Annotated in this window: 14 protein-coding genes; all 14 read right to left on the reverse strand. The window is 57.8% G+C overall.

Going from position 1 to position 15,360, the window contains the following annotated elements:
* Positions 1-126 precede the first annotated feature (126 nt).
* Positions 127-771, reverse strand: coding sequence for a TIGR03936 family radical SAM-associated protein (locus tag DXA66_RS05410; protein WP_005941909.1), 645 nt, complete (start codon positions 769-771; stop codon positions 127-129).
* Positions 746-2,608 carry a TIGR03960 family B12-binding radical SAM protein gene (locus tag DXA66_RS05415; RefSeq protein ID WP_118527356.1) on the reverse strand — a complete coding sequence of 621 codons (1,863 nt, stop codon included), beginning with the start codon at positions 2,606-2,608 and terminating at the stop codon, positions 746-748. The genes DXA66_RS05410 and DXA66_RS05415 overlap by 26 nt, the downstream gene beginning before the upstream one ends.
* A 65-nt stretch (positions 2,609-2,673) precedes the next feature.
* On the reverse strand, positions 2,674-3,159 hold the full coding sequence (locus tag DXA66_RS05420; RefSeq protein WP_118527358.1) for a peptidase: 486 nt from the start codon (positions 3,157-3,159) through the stop codon (positions 2,674-2,676).
* The gene (locus DXA66_RS05425; RefSeq protein ID WP_118527360.1) at positions 3,156-3,686 is read right to left on the reverse strand and encodes a M23 family metallopeptidase; all 531 of its coding nucleotides are present in this window, start codon (positions 3,684-3,686) and stop codon (positions 3,156-3,158) included. Before DXA66_RS05425 ends, DXA66_RS05420 begins: the two co-directional genes overlap by 4 nt.
* A gap of 94 nt (positions 3,687-3,780) precedes the next feature.
* Positions 3,781-6,168: a polyphosphate kinase 1 gene (gene ppk1 / locus DXA66_RS05430; protein WP_118527362.1), complete on the reverse strand. Its 2,388-nt coding sequence runs from the start codon at positions 6,166-6,168 to the stop codon at positions 3,781-3,783.
* Positions 6,169-6,209: 41 nt separating this feature from the next.
* Positions 6,210-6,569: a ComEA family DNA-binding protein gene (locus tag DXA66_RS05435; protein WP_118527364.1), complete on the reverse strand. Its 360-nt coding sequence runs from the start codon at positions 6,567-6,569 to the stop codon at positions 6,210-6,212.
* 66 nt (positions 6,570-6,635) lie between these two features.
* Complete coding sequence (locus DXA66_RS05440) at positions 6,636-7,466, reverse strand: HAD family hydrolase (protein WP_118527366.1); 831 nt, start codon at positions 7,464-7,466, stop codon at positions 6,636-6,638.
* A complete protein-coding gene (locus DXA66_RS05445) occupies positions 7,463-8,395 on the reverse strand; it encodes an RluA family pseudouridine synthase (protein ID WP_118527368.1) in 933 nt (310 codons plus the stop codon). The genes DXA66_RS05440 and DXA66_RS05445 overlap by 4 nt, the downstream gene beginning before the upstream one ends.
* A gap of 3 nt (positions 8,396-8,398) precedes the next feature.
* Positions 8,399-8,884, reverse strand: a complete 486-nt coding sequence (lspA, locus tag DXA66_RS05450; protein ID WP_005941866.1) for a signal peptidase II — start codon at positions 8,882-8,884, stop codon at positions 8,399-8,401.
* A gap of 90 nt (positions 8,885-8,974) precedes the next feature.
* Positions 8,975-11,770, reverse strand: a complete 2,796-nt coding sequence (ileS, locus tag DXA66_RS05455; protein ID WP_118527370.1) for an isoleucine--tRNA ligase — start codon at positions 11,768-11,770, stop codon at positions 8,975-8,977.
* Between the two features lie 39 nt (positions 11,771-11,809).
* On the reverse strand, positions 11,810-12,643 hold the full coding sequence (locus tag DXA66_RS05460; protein ID WP_223387554.1) for a DivIVA domain-containing protein: 834 nt from the start codon (positions 12,641-12,643) through the stop codon (positions 11,810-11,812).
* A gap of 21 nt (positions 12,644-12,664) precedes the next feature.
* Complete coding sequence (locus DXA66_RS05465; RefSeq protein WP_118527372.1) at positions 12,665-13,483, reverse strand: S4 domain-containing protein; 819 nt, start codon at positions 13,481-13,483, stop codon at positions 12,665-12,667.
* Complete coding sequence (locus DXA66_RS05470) at positions 13,467-13,931, reverse strand: cell division protein SepF (protein ID WP_118527374.1); 465 nt, start codon at positions 13,929-13,931, stop codon at positions 13,467-13,469. The genes DXA66_RS05465 and DXA66_RS05470 overlap by 17 nt, the downstream gene beginning before the upstream one ends.
* A gap of 110 nt (positions 13,932-14,041) precedes the next feature.
* Positions 14,042-15,355, reverse strand: coding sequence for an HlyD family efflux transporter periplasmic adaptor subunit (locus DXA66_RS05475; RefSeq protein WP_243089035.1), 1,314 nt, complete (start codon positions 15,353-15,355; stop codon positions 14,042-14,044).
* Between the last annotated feature and the right edge of the window lie 5 nt (positions 15,356-15,360).

The following is a 15,360-nucleotide window of genomic DNA, read 5'->3' on the forward strand; positions in this document are numbered from 1 at the left end:
CTGTGGTCTCAGCGGACACTAACGCCTAAATAGGATATCACAAAACCTGCGTGAATGCAAGCGTTCTGACCAAAATAAATGCAAAAATTTTCTGTTTTGCCCAACAGACAGTCTTTCACACTCCGATCAGACAAACAGCTGCTTATCTGCCGTCAGAAACTTTTTGCGCAGGATGTTGGCGCTGACAGCAGGCAGGCCGAATTTTTCTTCCAGAAAGCCGGTGAGCAGCGAGGGGTTCAGGTTCAGTTCCTGTGCGGCCGGCATGCACAGATCCATGTGCAGGCTGTCCCCTTCTGTGGTGTACTCCACTTTGGGCAGATGTTCCTTCAGCTCAATGATCTTGTTGCCCTTTTTGCCGTGCTTTTCCACCGGGGCGCTTTCCAGCGCGTTGTACTGATCCAGCGCCGCAGCCGCTGCCGCCGGGTAGGTGATGCGATAGCATGCGTAGGCAATGAGGTCCGCCTTCATCTGCACCGGGCCAACGTGCGTGATCACGATGCCTGCGGGCATGATGGCATTGAGGGCCGCTTTCCACTGTTCAAAATCCGGGGCTTCCGCTTCGGTCTTGACGTCCACGCACTCGCACTCGCTCTCCTGCCCCAGAGAAAGCGGGCAGGCAAAGGTCATATAGATGTGGGGATTGAAACCCAGCGTATGCCACACCGGCAGGCCGCTGCGCTTGAGCACACGCTGCATCACCCGCTGCAGGTCCAGCAGGGAGATGTAGGAGGCCTCATTCTTTTTCTCAAACGAGATTCTTACTGTAATCAAAGCAGGGACCTCCTAACAGGTGATTTGCACCGCAGCCGTGGCAGGCACGGTTGCAGGGCTGGGTGGTCTGGGCGGCAAGGGCCTTTTTGTACTCCCGTACCAGATATTCGTGGGTAACACCGTAGTCCATATGGGACCAGGGCGTTACCTCGTCCAGACCAATGGGGCGCTGGCAGTAAAATGCCGGGTCGATGCCCAGATCAGCAAAGGTCTGCAGCCAAGTATCGTACTTGAAGCACTCCTCCCAGCCGTCGAAGTAGCAGCCGCGTTTGTAGGCTTCCACAATGACCGGTGCCAGACGGCGGTCGCCCTTGGCGAACACGCCCTCCAGAAAGCTGGTGGTGCTGTCGTGGTAGTTCACCTTGATCTTGCGGCTGCGCACACTTTCCAGCAGGTGCTTCTGCTTGGCGCGCAGCATTTCTTCAGTGTCCATGGGCACGAACTCAAACGGCGTATGGGGCTTGGGCACAAAGCAGGCACAGCTGATGGTCACCTGTACACCCTTGCCCTTGCCGCGCTTGGGCAGCGAATAATAGAGGTCTACCACCTTCTGCGCCGTCTCTGCGATGCCCTCAATGTCCTCCATGGTCTCGGTGGGCAGGCCCATCATGAAGTAGAGCTTGACCGAGGTATAGCCCGCATTGAATGCGATGGTGCAGGTCTTTTCGATCTCGTCCCATGTGACATTCTTGTTGATGACGTTGCGCAGGCGCTGGGTGCCGGCTTCGGCAGCAAAGGTCAGGCCGCTCTTGCGCACCTTGGTGGTCTTTTCAATGAGGCTCTGGGAGAAGTTGTCCACGCGCAGCGAAGGCAGCGACAGACTCACATGCTCCTTGGGTGCCCACTCGTTCAAATCGTCCAGCAGCTCTTCCAGCTGCCCGTGGTCAGAGGTGGACAGGCTGGAAAGGCTCAGTTCTTCATAGCCGGTGTTAGCGCACAGCTCCTGCGCCGCCCTGTTCAGAAGGCCTGCGTCACGCTGGCGCATGGGACGGTACAGAAAGCCCGCCTGACAGAAACGGCAGCCACGCACACAGCCGCGCAGCACCTCGATGCTGGCGCGGTCCTGAATGGCACCCACCATGGGCACCACGAAATTCGTGGGCGGGGCAAACTCGTTCAGGTCCTTGATGATCGCCTTGGTGATGCGCGCCGGGATACCCGGCTCATTGGGGATGATGGCCTTTACCCGGCCATCCTCGTAATACTCCACATCGTAGAATGCCGGAATATAGACACCGGGGATCTTTGCAATGCGCAGCAGCAGTTCCTTTTTGGAAACGCCGCCCTCCTTCTTGGCCTTTTCAATCTCGGCGCAGATGCCGGGCAGCTGGTTTTCGCCCTCACCCAGCTGAACCACATCAAAAAAGTCCGCAATGGGTTCCGCATTGCAGGCACAGGGGCCGCCCGCCACGATCAGCGGCCAGCTTTCATCGCGATCCTTGGAATAGAACGGGATGCCCGCCAGATCCAGCATAGCCAGAATATTGGTATAGGAAAGCTCGTACTGCAGGGTGAAGCCCACTGCATCAAAAGCGGTGAGCGGATCCTTGCTCTCCATGGTGTAGAGCGGCAGACCAAGACGCTCCATCTCGGCCTTCATATCCAGCCACGGCATAAAAGCACGCTCGCACCACCAGTTTTCGCGGCGGTTGAGCAGCTCATACAGGATCTTTTCGCCGAGGAAGGACATACCTACCTCATAGGTGTCCGGAAAGCAGAACGCAAAGCGGACATCCACTTTTTCTTTGTCCTTATATACACTGCCGGGTTCTCCGCCGGTATAACGACCAGGCTTCTGTACCCGTCCCAGTGCTTCTTTCAGTTTTGGATCAAACATCGAGTCCTCCAATAAACAGTCCATTTTTACACGTCATTTTATTGTACCCGAAATGAGCTGTTTTTTCAATCATTTCCCTTAAACTTTTTGCCTGCACGCCGCATTTCGCACAGGCAGGATGCCAGCTGCGCCCCATCCAGCGGTGGAACGGGCAGCAGATTGAATCCCCCGGTCAGCAGATTTGCCGCCCAGAAGGCACTGCCGCGGATGGTCAGTTCCTGTTCCAGCCGCAGCGCCCAGATGCCTGCCAGCATGAAATTGACCGCCGGGCCTGCAGCAGCCAGCCAGAAGAGCCGCCCCGGTGAAAGGCCCCGGACCGGAGCGTCCATCCGCATACAAAAGCCAGTCATGGTCACCTCAATGACCGGAAAGCGGCGCAGCAGCGCACAATACACCAGAATGTGCCCGCACTCGTGCAGGAACGCCGCCAGCAGCCCCAGCCGCAGAAAGCCGCTTGCATCAAAGTAGAGCAGAAAATACAGTGCGCTACACAAAAGCAGCGGGTCGCGGAACACCAGCGGCCCCAGCTGCCGGGAATCATGCAGCTTCATGAGGAAAGGCCCAGCGCATCCGCCGGGTCACAGGCTGTTCCCTGCCGGTACAGTTCAAAATGCAGGTGTGCTCCCGTAGCGCGCCCGCTGCGCCCTGCTGCGCCCAGCAGCTGCCCTGCTTCCACCACCTCGCCCGGGCGGACATAGGCGTACTGCAAATGGGCGTAAAGTGACTCGCTGCCATCTGTATGGAGAACACGCAGACAGGTGCCATAGCTTGTGCTGCGGTATGCCTGCACCACCGCACCGTCTTCCGCAGCAAGCACTTCTGTTCCCTCTGCACAGGCAAGATCAATGCCCTTATGGAACGTCCTTTCCCCGGTAAAAGGATCCTGCCGCCAGCCGTATCCGTCCGAAACACGGTACTGTGTGGTGTCCAGCGGGAAACAGAGCTTCCCCGTTTTTTTCTGCGCCCGCACCGGAAGCACCACGCACACCAGCAGTCCGGCTAAAACTGCCAGAAAAATCACCCTCCGTCTGGGCTGCTCCCTGCCGTGCCCGGCTCGTCCCCATCGCTTTGCCCGCACCTTCTGCCTCCCGCCTTCCGTTTGCTTTTTATTTATGCAGGCAAACACGCAAAAAGACCCGGCAGAGGGTTTGCTCTGTCGGGTCTTGCAAATATTATCTGCGTAACCTGAAGAAATCCAAAATCCGTTTCAGGCGGTTTCTGGGGGCGGGTGTCTCCACCACCACCGGCTTTATCGGCTTGGCTGCAGGGGCAAGCTGCGGCTCTGTACGCTTTTTATGATTGACCATCTGTTCCAGCTGGTCAAAGCGGTCGCCGCTTTCCGGTGCCGCAGCAGATTCCGGGTGAGAAACTTCTGCCTGTTTTGCAGCGGGAGCCGCTTCCGTTTTCGCAGGTTCTGGCTTTGCTGCTTCGGCAGAAGGTTCAGGCTGTTTTTCCTGCACAGCGGCAGAAAGCCTCCAAGGCTCCGGCTGCGTCCAGTCATTTTTCAACAGCTCATACATGCCCATCTGGCCGTTCACCAGTGCTTCGCCCTCAGCGGGCTTTACCTTCTGGTAGCTGCCGTCCGGGCGCATCTCGCGGGCATTGACATTATCCCGCAGCTGCAGCTGCAGAATGTCGGTAAGCTTCCGCACCAGCACGGGATCCTCCACGCGCACGCCCACCTCCACGCGGCACTCGGTGTTGCGGGTGAGGAAATCGCCGGATGCAATATAGATGCGGGTATGTGCACCATCGAAGAAGCTGTAAATGCGGCCATGCTCCAGATAACGACCCACAAGGCTGCGGATATGCAGGTTCTCCGTCTTGCCGGGCACGCCGGCGCGCACGCAGCAGATGCCGCGCACGATCATATCAATGCGCACACCGGCACAGCTGGCTTCCTGCAGCTTGAGGATGATATCCCGGTCGCTGATGGAATTGTTTTTCAGGATCATGGATGCCGGACGGCCCATGCGGGCGGCGGCAATGACACGATCCATCTCTTCCAGCAATACGCTCTTGAAGCGCAGCGGTGCTACCAGCATCCGGTCGCTCTCCTCAGTCAGCTTCTGCACGGCAAGGTTCTGGAACACATTGGAAGCTTCCTCGCCAATGCCATGGTCTGCCGTAATGAAGGAATAGTCCGTGTAAAGCTCACTGGTCTTTTCGTTGTAGTTGCCGGTGCCGATCTGGGTGATATAAGAGTAGCCCTCTTTGCTCTTTTTGGTGATAAGGGTCAGCTTGGAGTGCACTTTGTAATCATCAAAGCCATAAATGACCGTACAGCCTGCGCTTTCCAGCTGCTTCGACCAGTCGATATTGTTCTGCTCGTCAAAGCGGGCGCGCAGCTCCACCAGCGCCACCACCTCTTTGCCGTTCTCAGCGGCTTCCATCAGCGCCTGCACGATCTGGGACTCCCGCGCCATACGGTACAGCGTCATTTTGATGGAAATGACCTCAGGATCATGGGCAGCCTTTTTGAGCATGGCAATGAAGGGCCGGATGGACTGGTACGGGTAGCTGAGCAGCACATCGTGCTTCTGCACCTCAGCGGCAAGGTCGTAGTCCGGCGGCGGCAGCATGGGCCGTGCAGCCGGGTAGAACAGTTCCGGCCGACCCTCCGCTTCCATGCGGCCGGTGAGCTTGTAGAAAAAGCTCAGGTCCAGCGGGCTTTTCTGCTCGAACACCCGTTTATGGGTGAGCAGCAGACGGTTGCACAGCAGGCGTTCTACCTCCGGGGCCGGGGCAGGCGTGATCTGCAGACGCACCGCAGCCAGCTTGCGGCGGCGCTTGAGCAGCTCGGTCATGATCTCGCGGTAGTCGATATCATGATCCATCATGCCCTCTTTTACGTCGATATCCGCATTGCGGGTAACACGGAAGAGACATTTTTCCTGAATCGTCTCTTTGCCAAAGATGCTGGCCGCAAAGTGCAGCACCAGCTCTTCGGTAAGTGCAAACTGCGTTTCGCCGTCTTTTTTTACAACGTGCATCCGTTCCATCTGGCTGGAAATGGGAATGATGCCAAGGCTCTGCCCTGCCGGGTGTTTTTCCTTGAGCAGAACGCCAAGGTAAATCTCCTGATTGCGCAGGAATGGGAACGGATGGCGGTTATCCACGATCTGCGGGCTGAGGATGGGGAACAGCTCCGTTTGGAAGTACTTCTTCCAGAAGTGCTCGTCCTCCTTGGACAAGTGGTCAAGATCCACCTTGCGCCAGCCGCACTCCGCCAGTGCTTCCAGCGCCTTTGCGTAGTATTTATCGCACTCCTCCTGCAGCTGTGCCGTTTTGGGCATGATGGCAGTCAGCTGTTCCGCCGCGGACATGTTGGTCTTGTTTTCCCTCTTGACCTTTTTGCCCTGTTCCTGTTCCAGATTGGCGCGCTCCTGCAGAGAACCCACGCGCACCATAAAAAACTCGTCCAGATTGGAGCCGTAGATCGCAAGAAATTTGACCCGCTCTGCAAGCGGAACATTTTTATCCTTTCCCAATGCAAGAACGCGCCGGTTGAAATCCAGCCAGCTCAGTTCCCGGTTGATAAAAATGGTATCGTCACTCATAATCATTCCCCTTTTTGCTGCGCCGGGCCGCCGGCTGCGGCTCAGCTCACGGTTGCCATTCCTGCCCAGGAATCCACAATGGTCTGTGTCAGGCCCGGAACATCGGCTGCATCTTCTACCCGTTCAAACGGGCCATTCTGCGTCCGGTAATCCAGAATCGTCTGTGCGCGCTTTTCCCCTACGCCCGGCAGTGTGCACAGCGCAGAGAGATCAGCAGTGTTCAGATCCACCAGCACATACTGTTCCAGCCCGGTCGTATCCGGCAGGACCTGCGGTTCGGCAGCCTGCAGCGGCACGGCAAAGCCAAAGGCCAGCACTGTGCACAAAACCACCGCCGCCAGCGACAGCGCAAGAAAGAGTTTTTCCTTCTTTTGCAGGACCAGAAGATGCGTTTCTCTCATTGTACCTGACTTTCCTCCAAAAAGAAAGGCTTCTGCGAAAGAATTTGCAGAAGCCTTGCACAAATTTTACGCCAAATTTTCAGCATCCCGCACCATACGGTACAGCACTTCCACTGCAGAACCTGCCGCAGCATCGGTCAAAGTGACCTTTTGGGCAGCAAGACGCAGCTCAGCCGGGGCATCCGCAGCTGCGGTGCTCTGGCTGGAAGCGCGCACCATGTCCAGCATAGGCAGCCCTCCGGCAAGTACCAGCACATCTTCCGGGTCGATGCCCACCGGCATACACACGGCATCCAGCATTTCACGGCCAGAGACGGTTCTGGGGGTCAGGATCAGCGTATCCGCTGCGGCACGCTCGCCCAGCAGCACCGCTGTGCGGTCGCCCAGAGATTTTTCCAGCAGCGAGATCATGGGCACTGCCTTGCTGTCCTGATACAGCAGCACCCGCAGCACTTCTTCCCCCTTGATGTCTGCCGCGTTTGCCAGCAGATAAGGGGTCCATTCCTGCCGCAGATGACACTCCAATGCCTCGCTCATGCGCAGCACGCGGGTGGTACCGTCGGTCATCTGCAGGGCAATGCCCACGCCCTCTGCCACCGGCAGGCGGGCGAACAGGTCGGCATCCTGCCCGGCAAAGGTGCACAGCGGCTGGCGGGTGCCATCGGAAAAATGGTAGGCCATGGCACCGCCGCACACCAGCGCAGGAGCGCTGAGCCGCACACTGCCCAGAATGGACCGCACTGCCCGCGGCGTGCGCTGGGAAAACACCGTAAAACGTCCGCCGCGGCGGACGAACAGCTGCAGCACATCCCGCACCACCTGCGTCAGGTTGCCGTCGGCACCCAAAAGCAGGTGGTCCAGATCACACAGTACAAGCGTTGAAGAAAGATGGTTCATACCGTTCCCCTCCTGAGCGTTGCAAGAAAACGAGTGAAGTATTCCGGCAATTCCGAATCGAACCGCAGATGTTCGCCGGTGATCGGGTGCACAAAGCCCAGCGTTTTGGCGTGCAGGCACTGACCGTGCAGGCTGGTGATGCAGTTGTGCGGGCCGTACACCGGGTCGCCCGCCACCGGGTGCTGGATGGATGCCATGTGCACGCGGATCTGATGGGTGCGGCCGGTCTTCAGACGGCATTCCAGCATGGTAAAGTTGTTCAGCCGTTCCAGCACCTGATAGCCGGTATAGGCATATTTGGTGTGCGGCTCACTGGCCGGGTAGACCGCCATCTTTTTGCGGTCGGTCTTGCTGCGGCCCAGATTGCTTTCCACAAAGCCCTCATCTTGTGCAAAGCCGCCGTACACGATGGTGCGATACGCGCGCTCCACACTGTGCACCGCCATCTGCTGGGAAAGGCCGATGTGCGTTGCATCGTCCTTTGCCACCACCAGCAGGCCGCTGGTGTCCTTATCGATGCGGTGCACGATGCCGGGGCGGATCTCGCCGCCGATACCGGACAGGCTTCCCTTGCAGTGCCACAGCAGCGCGTTCACCAGCGTGCCGTCCGGGTTGCCGGGAGCCGGGTGCACCACCATGCCTTTGGGCTTATTGACCACCAGCAGATGCTCGTCCTCATAGACGATTTCCAGCGGGATGTCCTGCGGCACGGCCTCAATGGGCTTTGCGTCCGGAATTTCCAAAAGGATGGTGTCGCCCGCCTTGAGCTTCAGGCTTTTGGCAACCAGCTTGCCGTTGCACAACACATGACCGTCGGCCACCAGCGCCTGCAGAGCAGACCGGGAAAGGCCGGTGTCCTCGCCGCTCAGAAAGCGGTCTATGCGCTGGCCTGCCGTCTCCTGCTCCACCACAAATTCACGCTGTTCCATGGCTCACTGCTCCTTCGGGGACTGCCCGTTCTCAGCGTGCAGCTCTTCCAGAAAAATTACCAGCACCCAGAGGCCCACGCCCACACACACGCAGATATCCGCAAAATTGAACACCGCAAACTGCATGAACAGCAGATTGATGTAGTCCACCACCTCGCCGTTGAGCACACGGTCGATCAGGTTGCCGATGCCGCCGGCAAGGATCAGCAGCAGTGCGGCCTGCTGCAGGTATCTGCCGCGGCTGCGGAAGAACAGCCCATAGGCCACAAAGATCAGCGCTATGCTGGTAGCGATGATGAGGAACAGCTGCTTGCCGCTGAGCAGGCTGAACGCCATGCCCGGGTTGAGCACGAACCGCAGCTCCACCACATGGGGGATCAGCGGCATTGCACCAATGGGCTGCAGCACATTGGTGGCCCACAGCTTGATGGCCTGATCGATGCCAATGAGTGCCGCAGCCGCGAGCAGATTAAAAACAACAAATGCCATAGGATACTCCCAAAATCATTCAGTATAAAAAACGGCGCTCCCCGGTATAAGGGAGCGCCGCCCTTTAAAACATTGTTTTATGCGGAACGCTTAGGCTTCCACAACGCTGGCGCAGCGTGCGCACAGGGTGGGATGTGCGGCATGGCTGCCGATGGAAGAAGAATACTTCCAGCAGCGCTCGCACTTTTCGCCGGTGGCATGTGCAGCAGCAACGCCCAGGCCTTCAACAGCACTTGCAGCGCCGCCTTCGCCCTTGACCAGCTCTACCTGAGAGACGATCATCAGGTCGGCCAGCTCGTCCATGGGGATGCTGTTCAGCAGATCATACACCGCGTCATTGCAGTACAGGGTGACGGCAGCCTCCAGAGAAGCACCGATGACCTTTTCGGCACGGGCCTGCTCCAGAACCTTCTTCACCTCATCACGGACGGCGATCAGCTGTGCCCACTTTGCCTTGAAGGCCTCATCGGCGGCATACTGGCCGGCCTTGGGCATCTCCTCAAAGACAACGTACTGGTTCATGCCCTCGGTCTTGGGCATGAAGTCCCAGATCTCCTGACTGGTGAAGCACAGGATAGGAGCAATGATCTTGTCCAGAGCCACAAGGATCTTGTACATGGTGGTCTGAGCAGCCTTGCGGCCTGCGCCGTTGGTGCAGTACAGGCGATCCTTGGTCACATCCAGATAGAAGTTGGACATTGCAACAACGCAGAAGTTGTACACTGCATGGTAGACTTTGTTGAAGTCGTACACAGCGTAGCCTGCGCTGGTGTTGACCATCAGGTCATCCAGAGCAGCCAGTGCCCAGCGGTCGATCTCCTGCAGCTGATCGTCAGCCACGCAGTCGGTGTTGGGATCAAAGCCGTCCAGATTGCCCAGAATGAAGCGGGCGGTGTTGCGGATCTTGCGGTAAGCCTCGCTCAGCTGCTTGAAGATGTTCTTGCCGGCACGCACATCCACGGTGTAGTCGGAAGAAGCCACCCACAGACGGATGATATCAGCGCCGTAGTCCTTGATGATCTCGCTGGGCTCCACGCCGTTGCCGGCGCTCTTGTGCATCTGCTTGCCCTGCTCGTCCACGACCCAGCCGTGGCACAGAACAGACTTATAGGGTGCGCAGCCCTTGCTTGCAACGCTGGTCAGCAGGCTGGACTGGAACCAGCCGCGGAACTGGTCGCCGCCTTCCATATACATATCAGCCGGGAAGCGCAGCTCGGGGCGCTCCTCCAGCACAGCGGCGTGGGTGGAGCCGGAGTCGAACCAGACATCCATGATGTCGGTGTCCTTGGTCCACTCGGAAGCACCGCACTTTTCGCACACTTCGCCTGCGGGGATGATCTGCTCGGCTTCGTACTTATACCATGCATCGGAGCCTTCCTTGCGGAACAGGTTGCTGACAGCCTTGATGGTGGCATCGGTGATGTGGTAGGTGCCGCACTTCTTGCAGTAGAATGCGGGGATGGGCACGCCCCAGGTGCGCTGGCGGCTGATGCACCAGTCGTTGCGGTCGCGCACCATGCCCTTCATGCGGTCATGGCCCCAATCCGGCATCCAGGTAACGGTGTCGATGGCCTTGTAGACATCCTCGCGGAACTTTGCGATGGAGCAGAACCACTGTTCCGTTGCACGGAAGATGATGGGGTGATGGCAGCGCCAGCAGTGCGGGTACTGATGCTTGATGTGCACCTGACCCATGACAGCACCGGACTCGGTCAAATCGGCCAGAATGGTCTTGTTGGCAGCCCACACGCGCTGACCTGCATACTTACCGGCCAGCTCGGTCAGGTAGCCGCCATCGTCCACGGGGACGGTGATGGGCACCTGCGGATACTTCTGGCAGACGTTGAAGTCGTCCACGCCGTGGCCGCCTGCGGTATGGACACAGCCGGAACCGCTTTCCAGCGTGACGTGATCGCCCAGAATGACCCAGCCCTCCTTGGGCAGGTAGACGTGGTTGTAGCGCATCAGCTCAAACTCGGCACCGGAGACCGGCTCACCCACGATCTCGTAGTTCTCGATGTGGCAGGCATCCATGACGCTCTTGACCAGTTCGGTGGCCATGATGTGGAACTCATCGCCGATCTTGACGAAGGAGTACTCGAACTGGCCGTTCAGGCAGATCGCCTCGTTAGCGGGCAGAGTCCAAGTGGTGGTGGTCCAGATGACGAAGTAGGTCTTGTCCATCGGGATGCCGTGCTTTGCCAGCACACCGTTGGGGTCCTGAGAGACGTGGAAACGCACGAAGATGGAATCGCAGTCGTCCTCGCCGTACTCGATCTCGGCCTCTGCCAGAGCCGTGCGGCAGTCCGGGCACCAGTACACGGGCTTCAGGCCCTTGTAGATGTAGCCCTTCTTTGCCATCTCGCCAAAAATCTCGATCTGGCGTGCCTCGAACTCAGGCTTCAGGGTCAGATACGGATGCTCGAAATCGCCGATAACGCCCAGACGCTTGAACTGGTCGCTCATGATATCGATGTGCTCGGTAGCAAACTTTTCGCAGATCTGGCGCAGTTCCAGCTTGGAAATGTCCTTCTTCTTATCACCGACGGAGGACAGAGCCTTCAGCTCGATTGGCAGGCCATGGGTATCAAAGCCGGGCACATAGGGAGCCTGGAAACCCTCCATGTTCTTATCGCGGATAATGATATCCTTGATGATCTTGTTCAGGGCAGTACCCATGTGGATATTGCCGTTTGCGTACGGAGGGCCGTCGTGCAGGATGAACTGCGGCTTGCCCTCGTTGTGCTTCATGAGCTGATTGTACAGGTCGTTGTCGTCCCAATCCTTGAGCATGACCGGCTCCTTCTTGGGCAGGCCGGCACGCATTTCAAACAGGGTCTTGGGCAGGTTCAGAGTACTATCGTACTGCGATTTGTTCTTAGCCAATGGTTTACACTCTCCTCTATATTTCCTTATGGGGTTGCCTTACTCGCTGAACTTGACACCCTGAAAAGCATCGTAGTCCGGCTCGTCCGGCTTAAAATCAGCAGGAGGCGCGGGCGGCGGGTCCAGCTTGAGCTGGCTCTCATCCTTTGCCCAGAAATCCTCGCTGCTGTCAGCTGCCTTGTCGTCGTCATTTTCAACAACGGCAGCAGGTTCTGCATCTTCCTGTGCGGGCTGTGCAGGCTCTGCTTCCGGCTCCTGCACGTCCGCTGCCTGCGGCTGGGCTGCAGCGGCAGGCTCACTTTCCTCTGCAGCAGGCTCTGCCTGTTCGGCATCCTGTGCAGCCGTTTCCTTCTGGAACTCCGGCAGACGGCTCAGCGACTCCACATGGCTGCGGTACAGGTTGAGCACATCAGACTTGAAGCGGGTCACTTCCAGACGCACGCGGTCATACTCGCGCTCCTCTGCAAGGCGCTTCTCGTTTGCTTCGTTCTCGATCTCGTCTGCACGGTCGTTTGCCTTCTGCAGCAGTTCGTTGGCATCGCGGATGATATCATCACCGCGCAGATTTGCACGATGGATGATCTCTTCTGCTTTCTGGTTTGCTTCGCGGATGACATTTTCGCCCATGCGCTGTGCATTGATCAGCGCGCTCTTGAGCATTTCACCATCTGCCTCAAAGCTCTTCAGTTCATCGTGCAGCTTCTGGTTTTCAGCAGTCAAGTCCGCAATCTGCTTGCGAAGCTGTTCCGCCTGCGCATCGTCGTCCCGCAGCTGTTCTTCCACCTTATCCAGAAAACGGTCTACGTCCTCTGTGCGGTAGCCGCGGAGGTTTTTCTCAAATTGCACAGAACGGACATCCTGCGGAGTCAGCATAGTCATTTCCTCCCGTTGCTTTTAATATTGAAAAAATTCGATGATCGACCGATCTTTTCTGCTTTTGCCGGGCAGTGCAGTCAGGTTGAAGCGGCCCTTGCCGCGCACCGTGAACACATCGCCCTCATATACCTGCGCATGAGGTTTATCCGCCGGCAGGTGGTTGATCTCCACCCTGCCCGCCTCGATCAGTTCCGAAGCCTGTCCTCGGCTGCAGTGCAGCATAGCTGCCAGCACAGCGTCCAGCCGCAGGGACGATACCGTTGCACTGTGCATCTCACGCTCCGCCTGCGGAAACTGCGGCACCTCGTCCAGCGTCAGCAGTTCCGTGGTCAGCTCCGTGTGTCCAGCCTGAAACAGTTCCCGGCAGATCAGCTGTGCTGCCGGTTCCAGCGCAAACACATAAGCTGTGCCCGGCTGATCCTCCGGCAGAACGATATCTCCCAGCGCCTCGCGCCGCAGCTCAAGGCCCATCAGACTGCCCAGGTAATCCTTGTGGGCGGGCAGCGCAGCTCCCGCCTGTGCACGGCATTGCAGCCGCACACAGCAGATGGGTGCTTCGCCGCAGCTGTACTCCGGCTCGATACAGAGCACTCTGCGCTCCGCATTCAGCCAGCCGCCCTCAAACCGGAAGCTCTCCTGCACACCGGCACGGCCCAGTGCCGCGCAGGCCAAGTCCTGCTCGCGGTCACTCAGGAAAGCCGAATACCGCGCAATGTCCCGGGAAAAGGCCGTGTGGGCCAAGTCCTCGATATGGCGCATGAGATAGCGTTCTTCATCGGTACGCGCAGGGATGAACCCGCGCGCCGCCTTGGGCTGCGAATCAATAGAACGCGCCATTGTTCTCCAGCTCGTCCAGCAGATCACCCATGATATCCACGTTGTACGGAGTGATGATGAAGGTGCTGTTGGCCACGCGCTTGATCTGGCCATTGTTTGCATATGCAACACCGGACAGGAAGTCCACCAGACGGCGGGACACTTCCTTGTTGGTGGACTCCAGATTGAGCACCACGGTGCGCTTGTTGTTCAGGTGGTCAGCAATGGTACTGGCATCCTCAAAACGCTCAGGCTTGACCAGAACGACCTTGAGCTGAGTGGTGGCATTGATGTTGACCACCTTGCCGTTCTTCTTGGCACCCTCAACAGGCTCTTCATTTTCGTCGTCAGCACCAAGGCCGGTGCCATTGTTATTGTTTACCATCTGGGGGCCATCGTCAATGTACTGATCCTCATAATCGTCTTCCTGGTCAAACAGACCTTTCTTAATGCTGTCAAGCAAAGACATACAATCTGCTCCTTTCATTCGGGCAGCATGGCGCTGCCTGGCGTTCTTTGCAAATAGATGCAAATAATAGCTTTATCTATTATCGGATTTTTTGCCTCAGATGTCAATAACTACAAAAGCTTTCCATCATACAAATTTTGTCCGGAAACGATTATTTCGTCATAAAGCCTCACCTTGCTGACCGAGCCCTCGGTCCCTTCGGGCAGAACAAGGATGTAATCGCCGTCCGTGATGAGGGGATGGTCTGCGTCCACCGGGTCGATCCGGCAGAAGCGGGCAATGTTGCCAAGTTTCACGTACACACCGGGAATGTAGTTTTCGCCCTGCGTTTGTGCCTCGGTGCCATCCTCTTTCAAATAGTGCACAGCCGCAGCAGGCACCCGCAGGCCGCTGCGCTCTCCTACCGAGATGCGTGCTGCAGCCCGGTTCAGGCAAAGCACATCGCCGTTGATGGAGTTGCAGGCAAGCACAAAGCGGGCAAGGCCGCTGTCCTGATCGATCTCCACCTCGGTGACGGTGGCCTTGAGGCTGTTCTCCACCTGACCCGGGAAGCTGATCTCCACCGCTGTGCTCAGCGGCTTGCCGTTCTGACCCAGCAGCTTTTCGCCCTGCTTTGCAGTGCACACGCCCACATAGCGCCATGTGAACCCTGCCACGATCTTACCGGCGCAGCCGTCCAGTGCCAGCACTGGGTCGGACTGCAGATAGCCCTGCAGCTCCTGTGCGTTCAGTGCAAGGATATCATCGGCACTGGCATTGAGCCGTCCGCTGCTGGAAGAGCGCACAAAATAGCCGGTCTGCGGTGCAGTAATCTGCGCCGGGCTGCCCAGCTGCGCCTGCACGCTCTGGGACTGCTGGACCAGCGCAGTGATCTGATCGGTAAAGTTTGCAGCTTCGCCCGTTACCACCCAGAGCTTGTTCTGGGCCAGCAGGTAGGCATTGGCATCATCATCCACCGCTTCATAATCGCTGTCGTCCAGCGTATCCAGCAGGTCATACAGCGCAGAAGAACGTTCTTTTAAAAGGGTATCCAGCTGCAGCGCAGAAGTGTTCTGCGATTTTTGCAGCAGGTCGATCTGATCATTCAGCTGGTTCAGCTGCAGGCGCAGCGAAGCCTGAGAAGCGTTGCTGTACACCTCTGCCACTGCGGTGCCCGCTGAAACGCGCTCGCCGTCGGCAGCAAGATATCCAAGATTCCCGCTGCCTGCCACATAGCTTTCGTCGAACAGCAGAACTCCGTCGGCTTCCACCGTATCCGAAATAACCGCAGGCAGCGCAGTCTCATAAACATTCTGCGGGAACAGGATATGTGCGGCCTGATACACCACATAAATTGCTGCCAGCAGCAGAAACGCGATCAGCACGCCTGCCAGAGTGGTAAGCACATGCGGTGCATGGCGTTCCTTCTGGGTCTCATCCGGCATATCGA

Origin of the sequence: Faecalibacterium sp. OF03-6AC (assembly GCF_003478175.1) — a bacterium.
GTDB lineage: Bacteria > Bacillota > Clostridia > Oscillospirales > Ruminococcaceae > Faecalibacterium > Faecalibacterium taiwanense.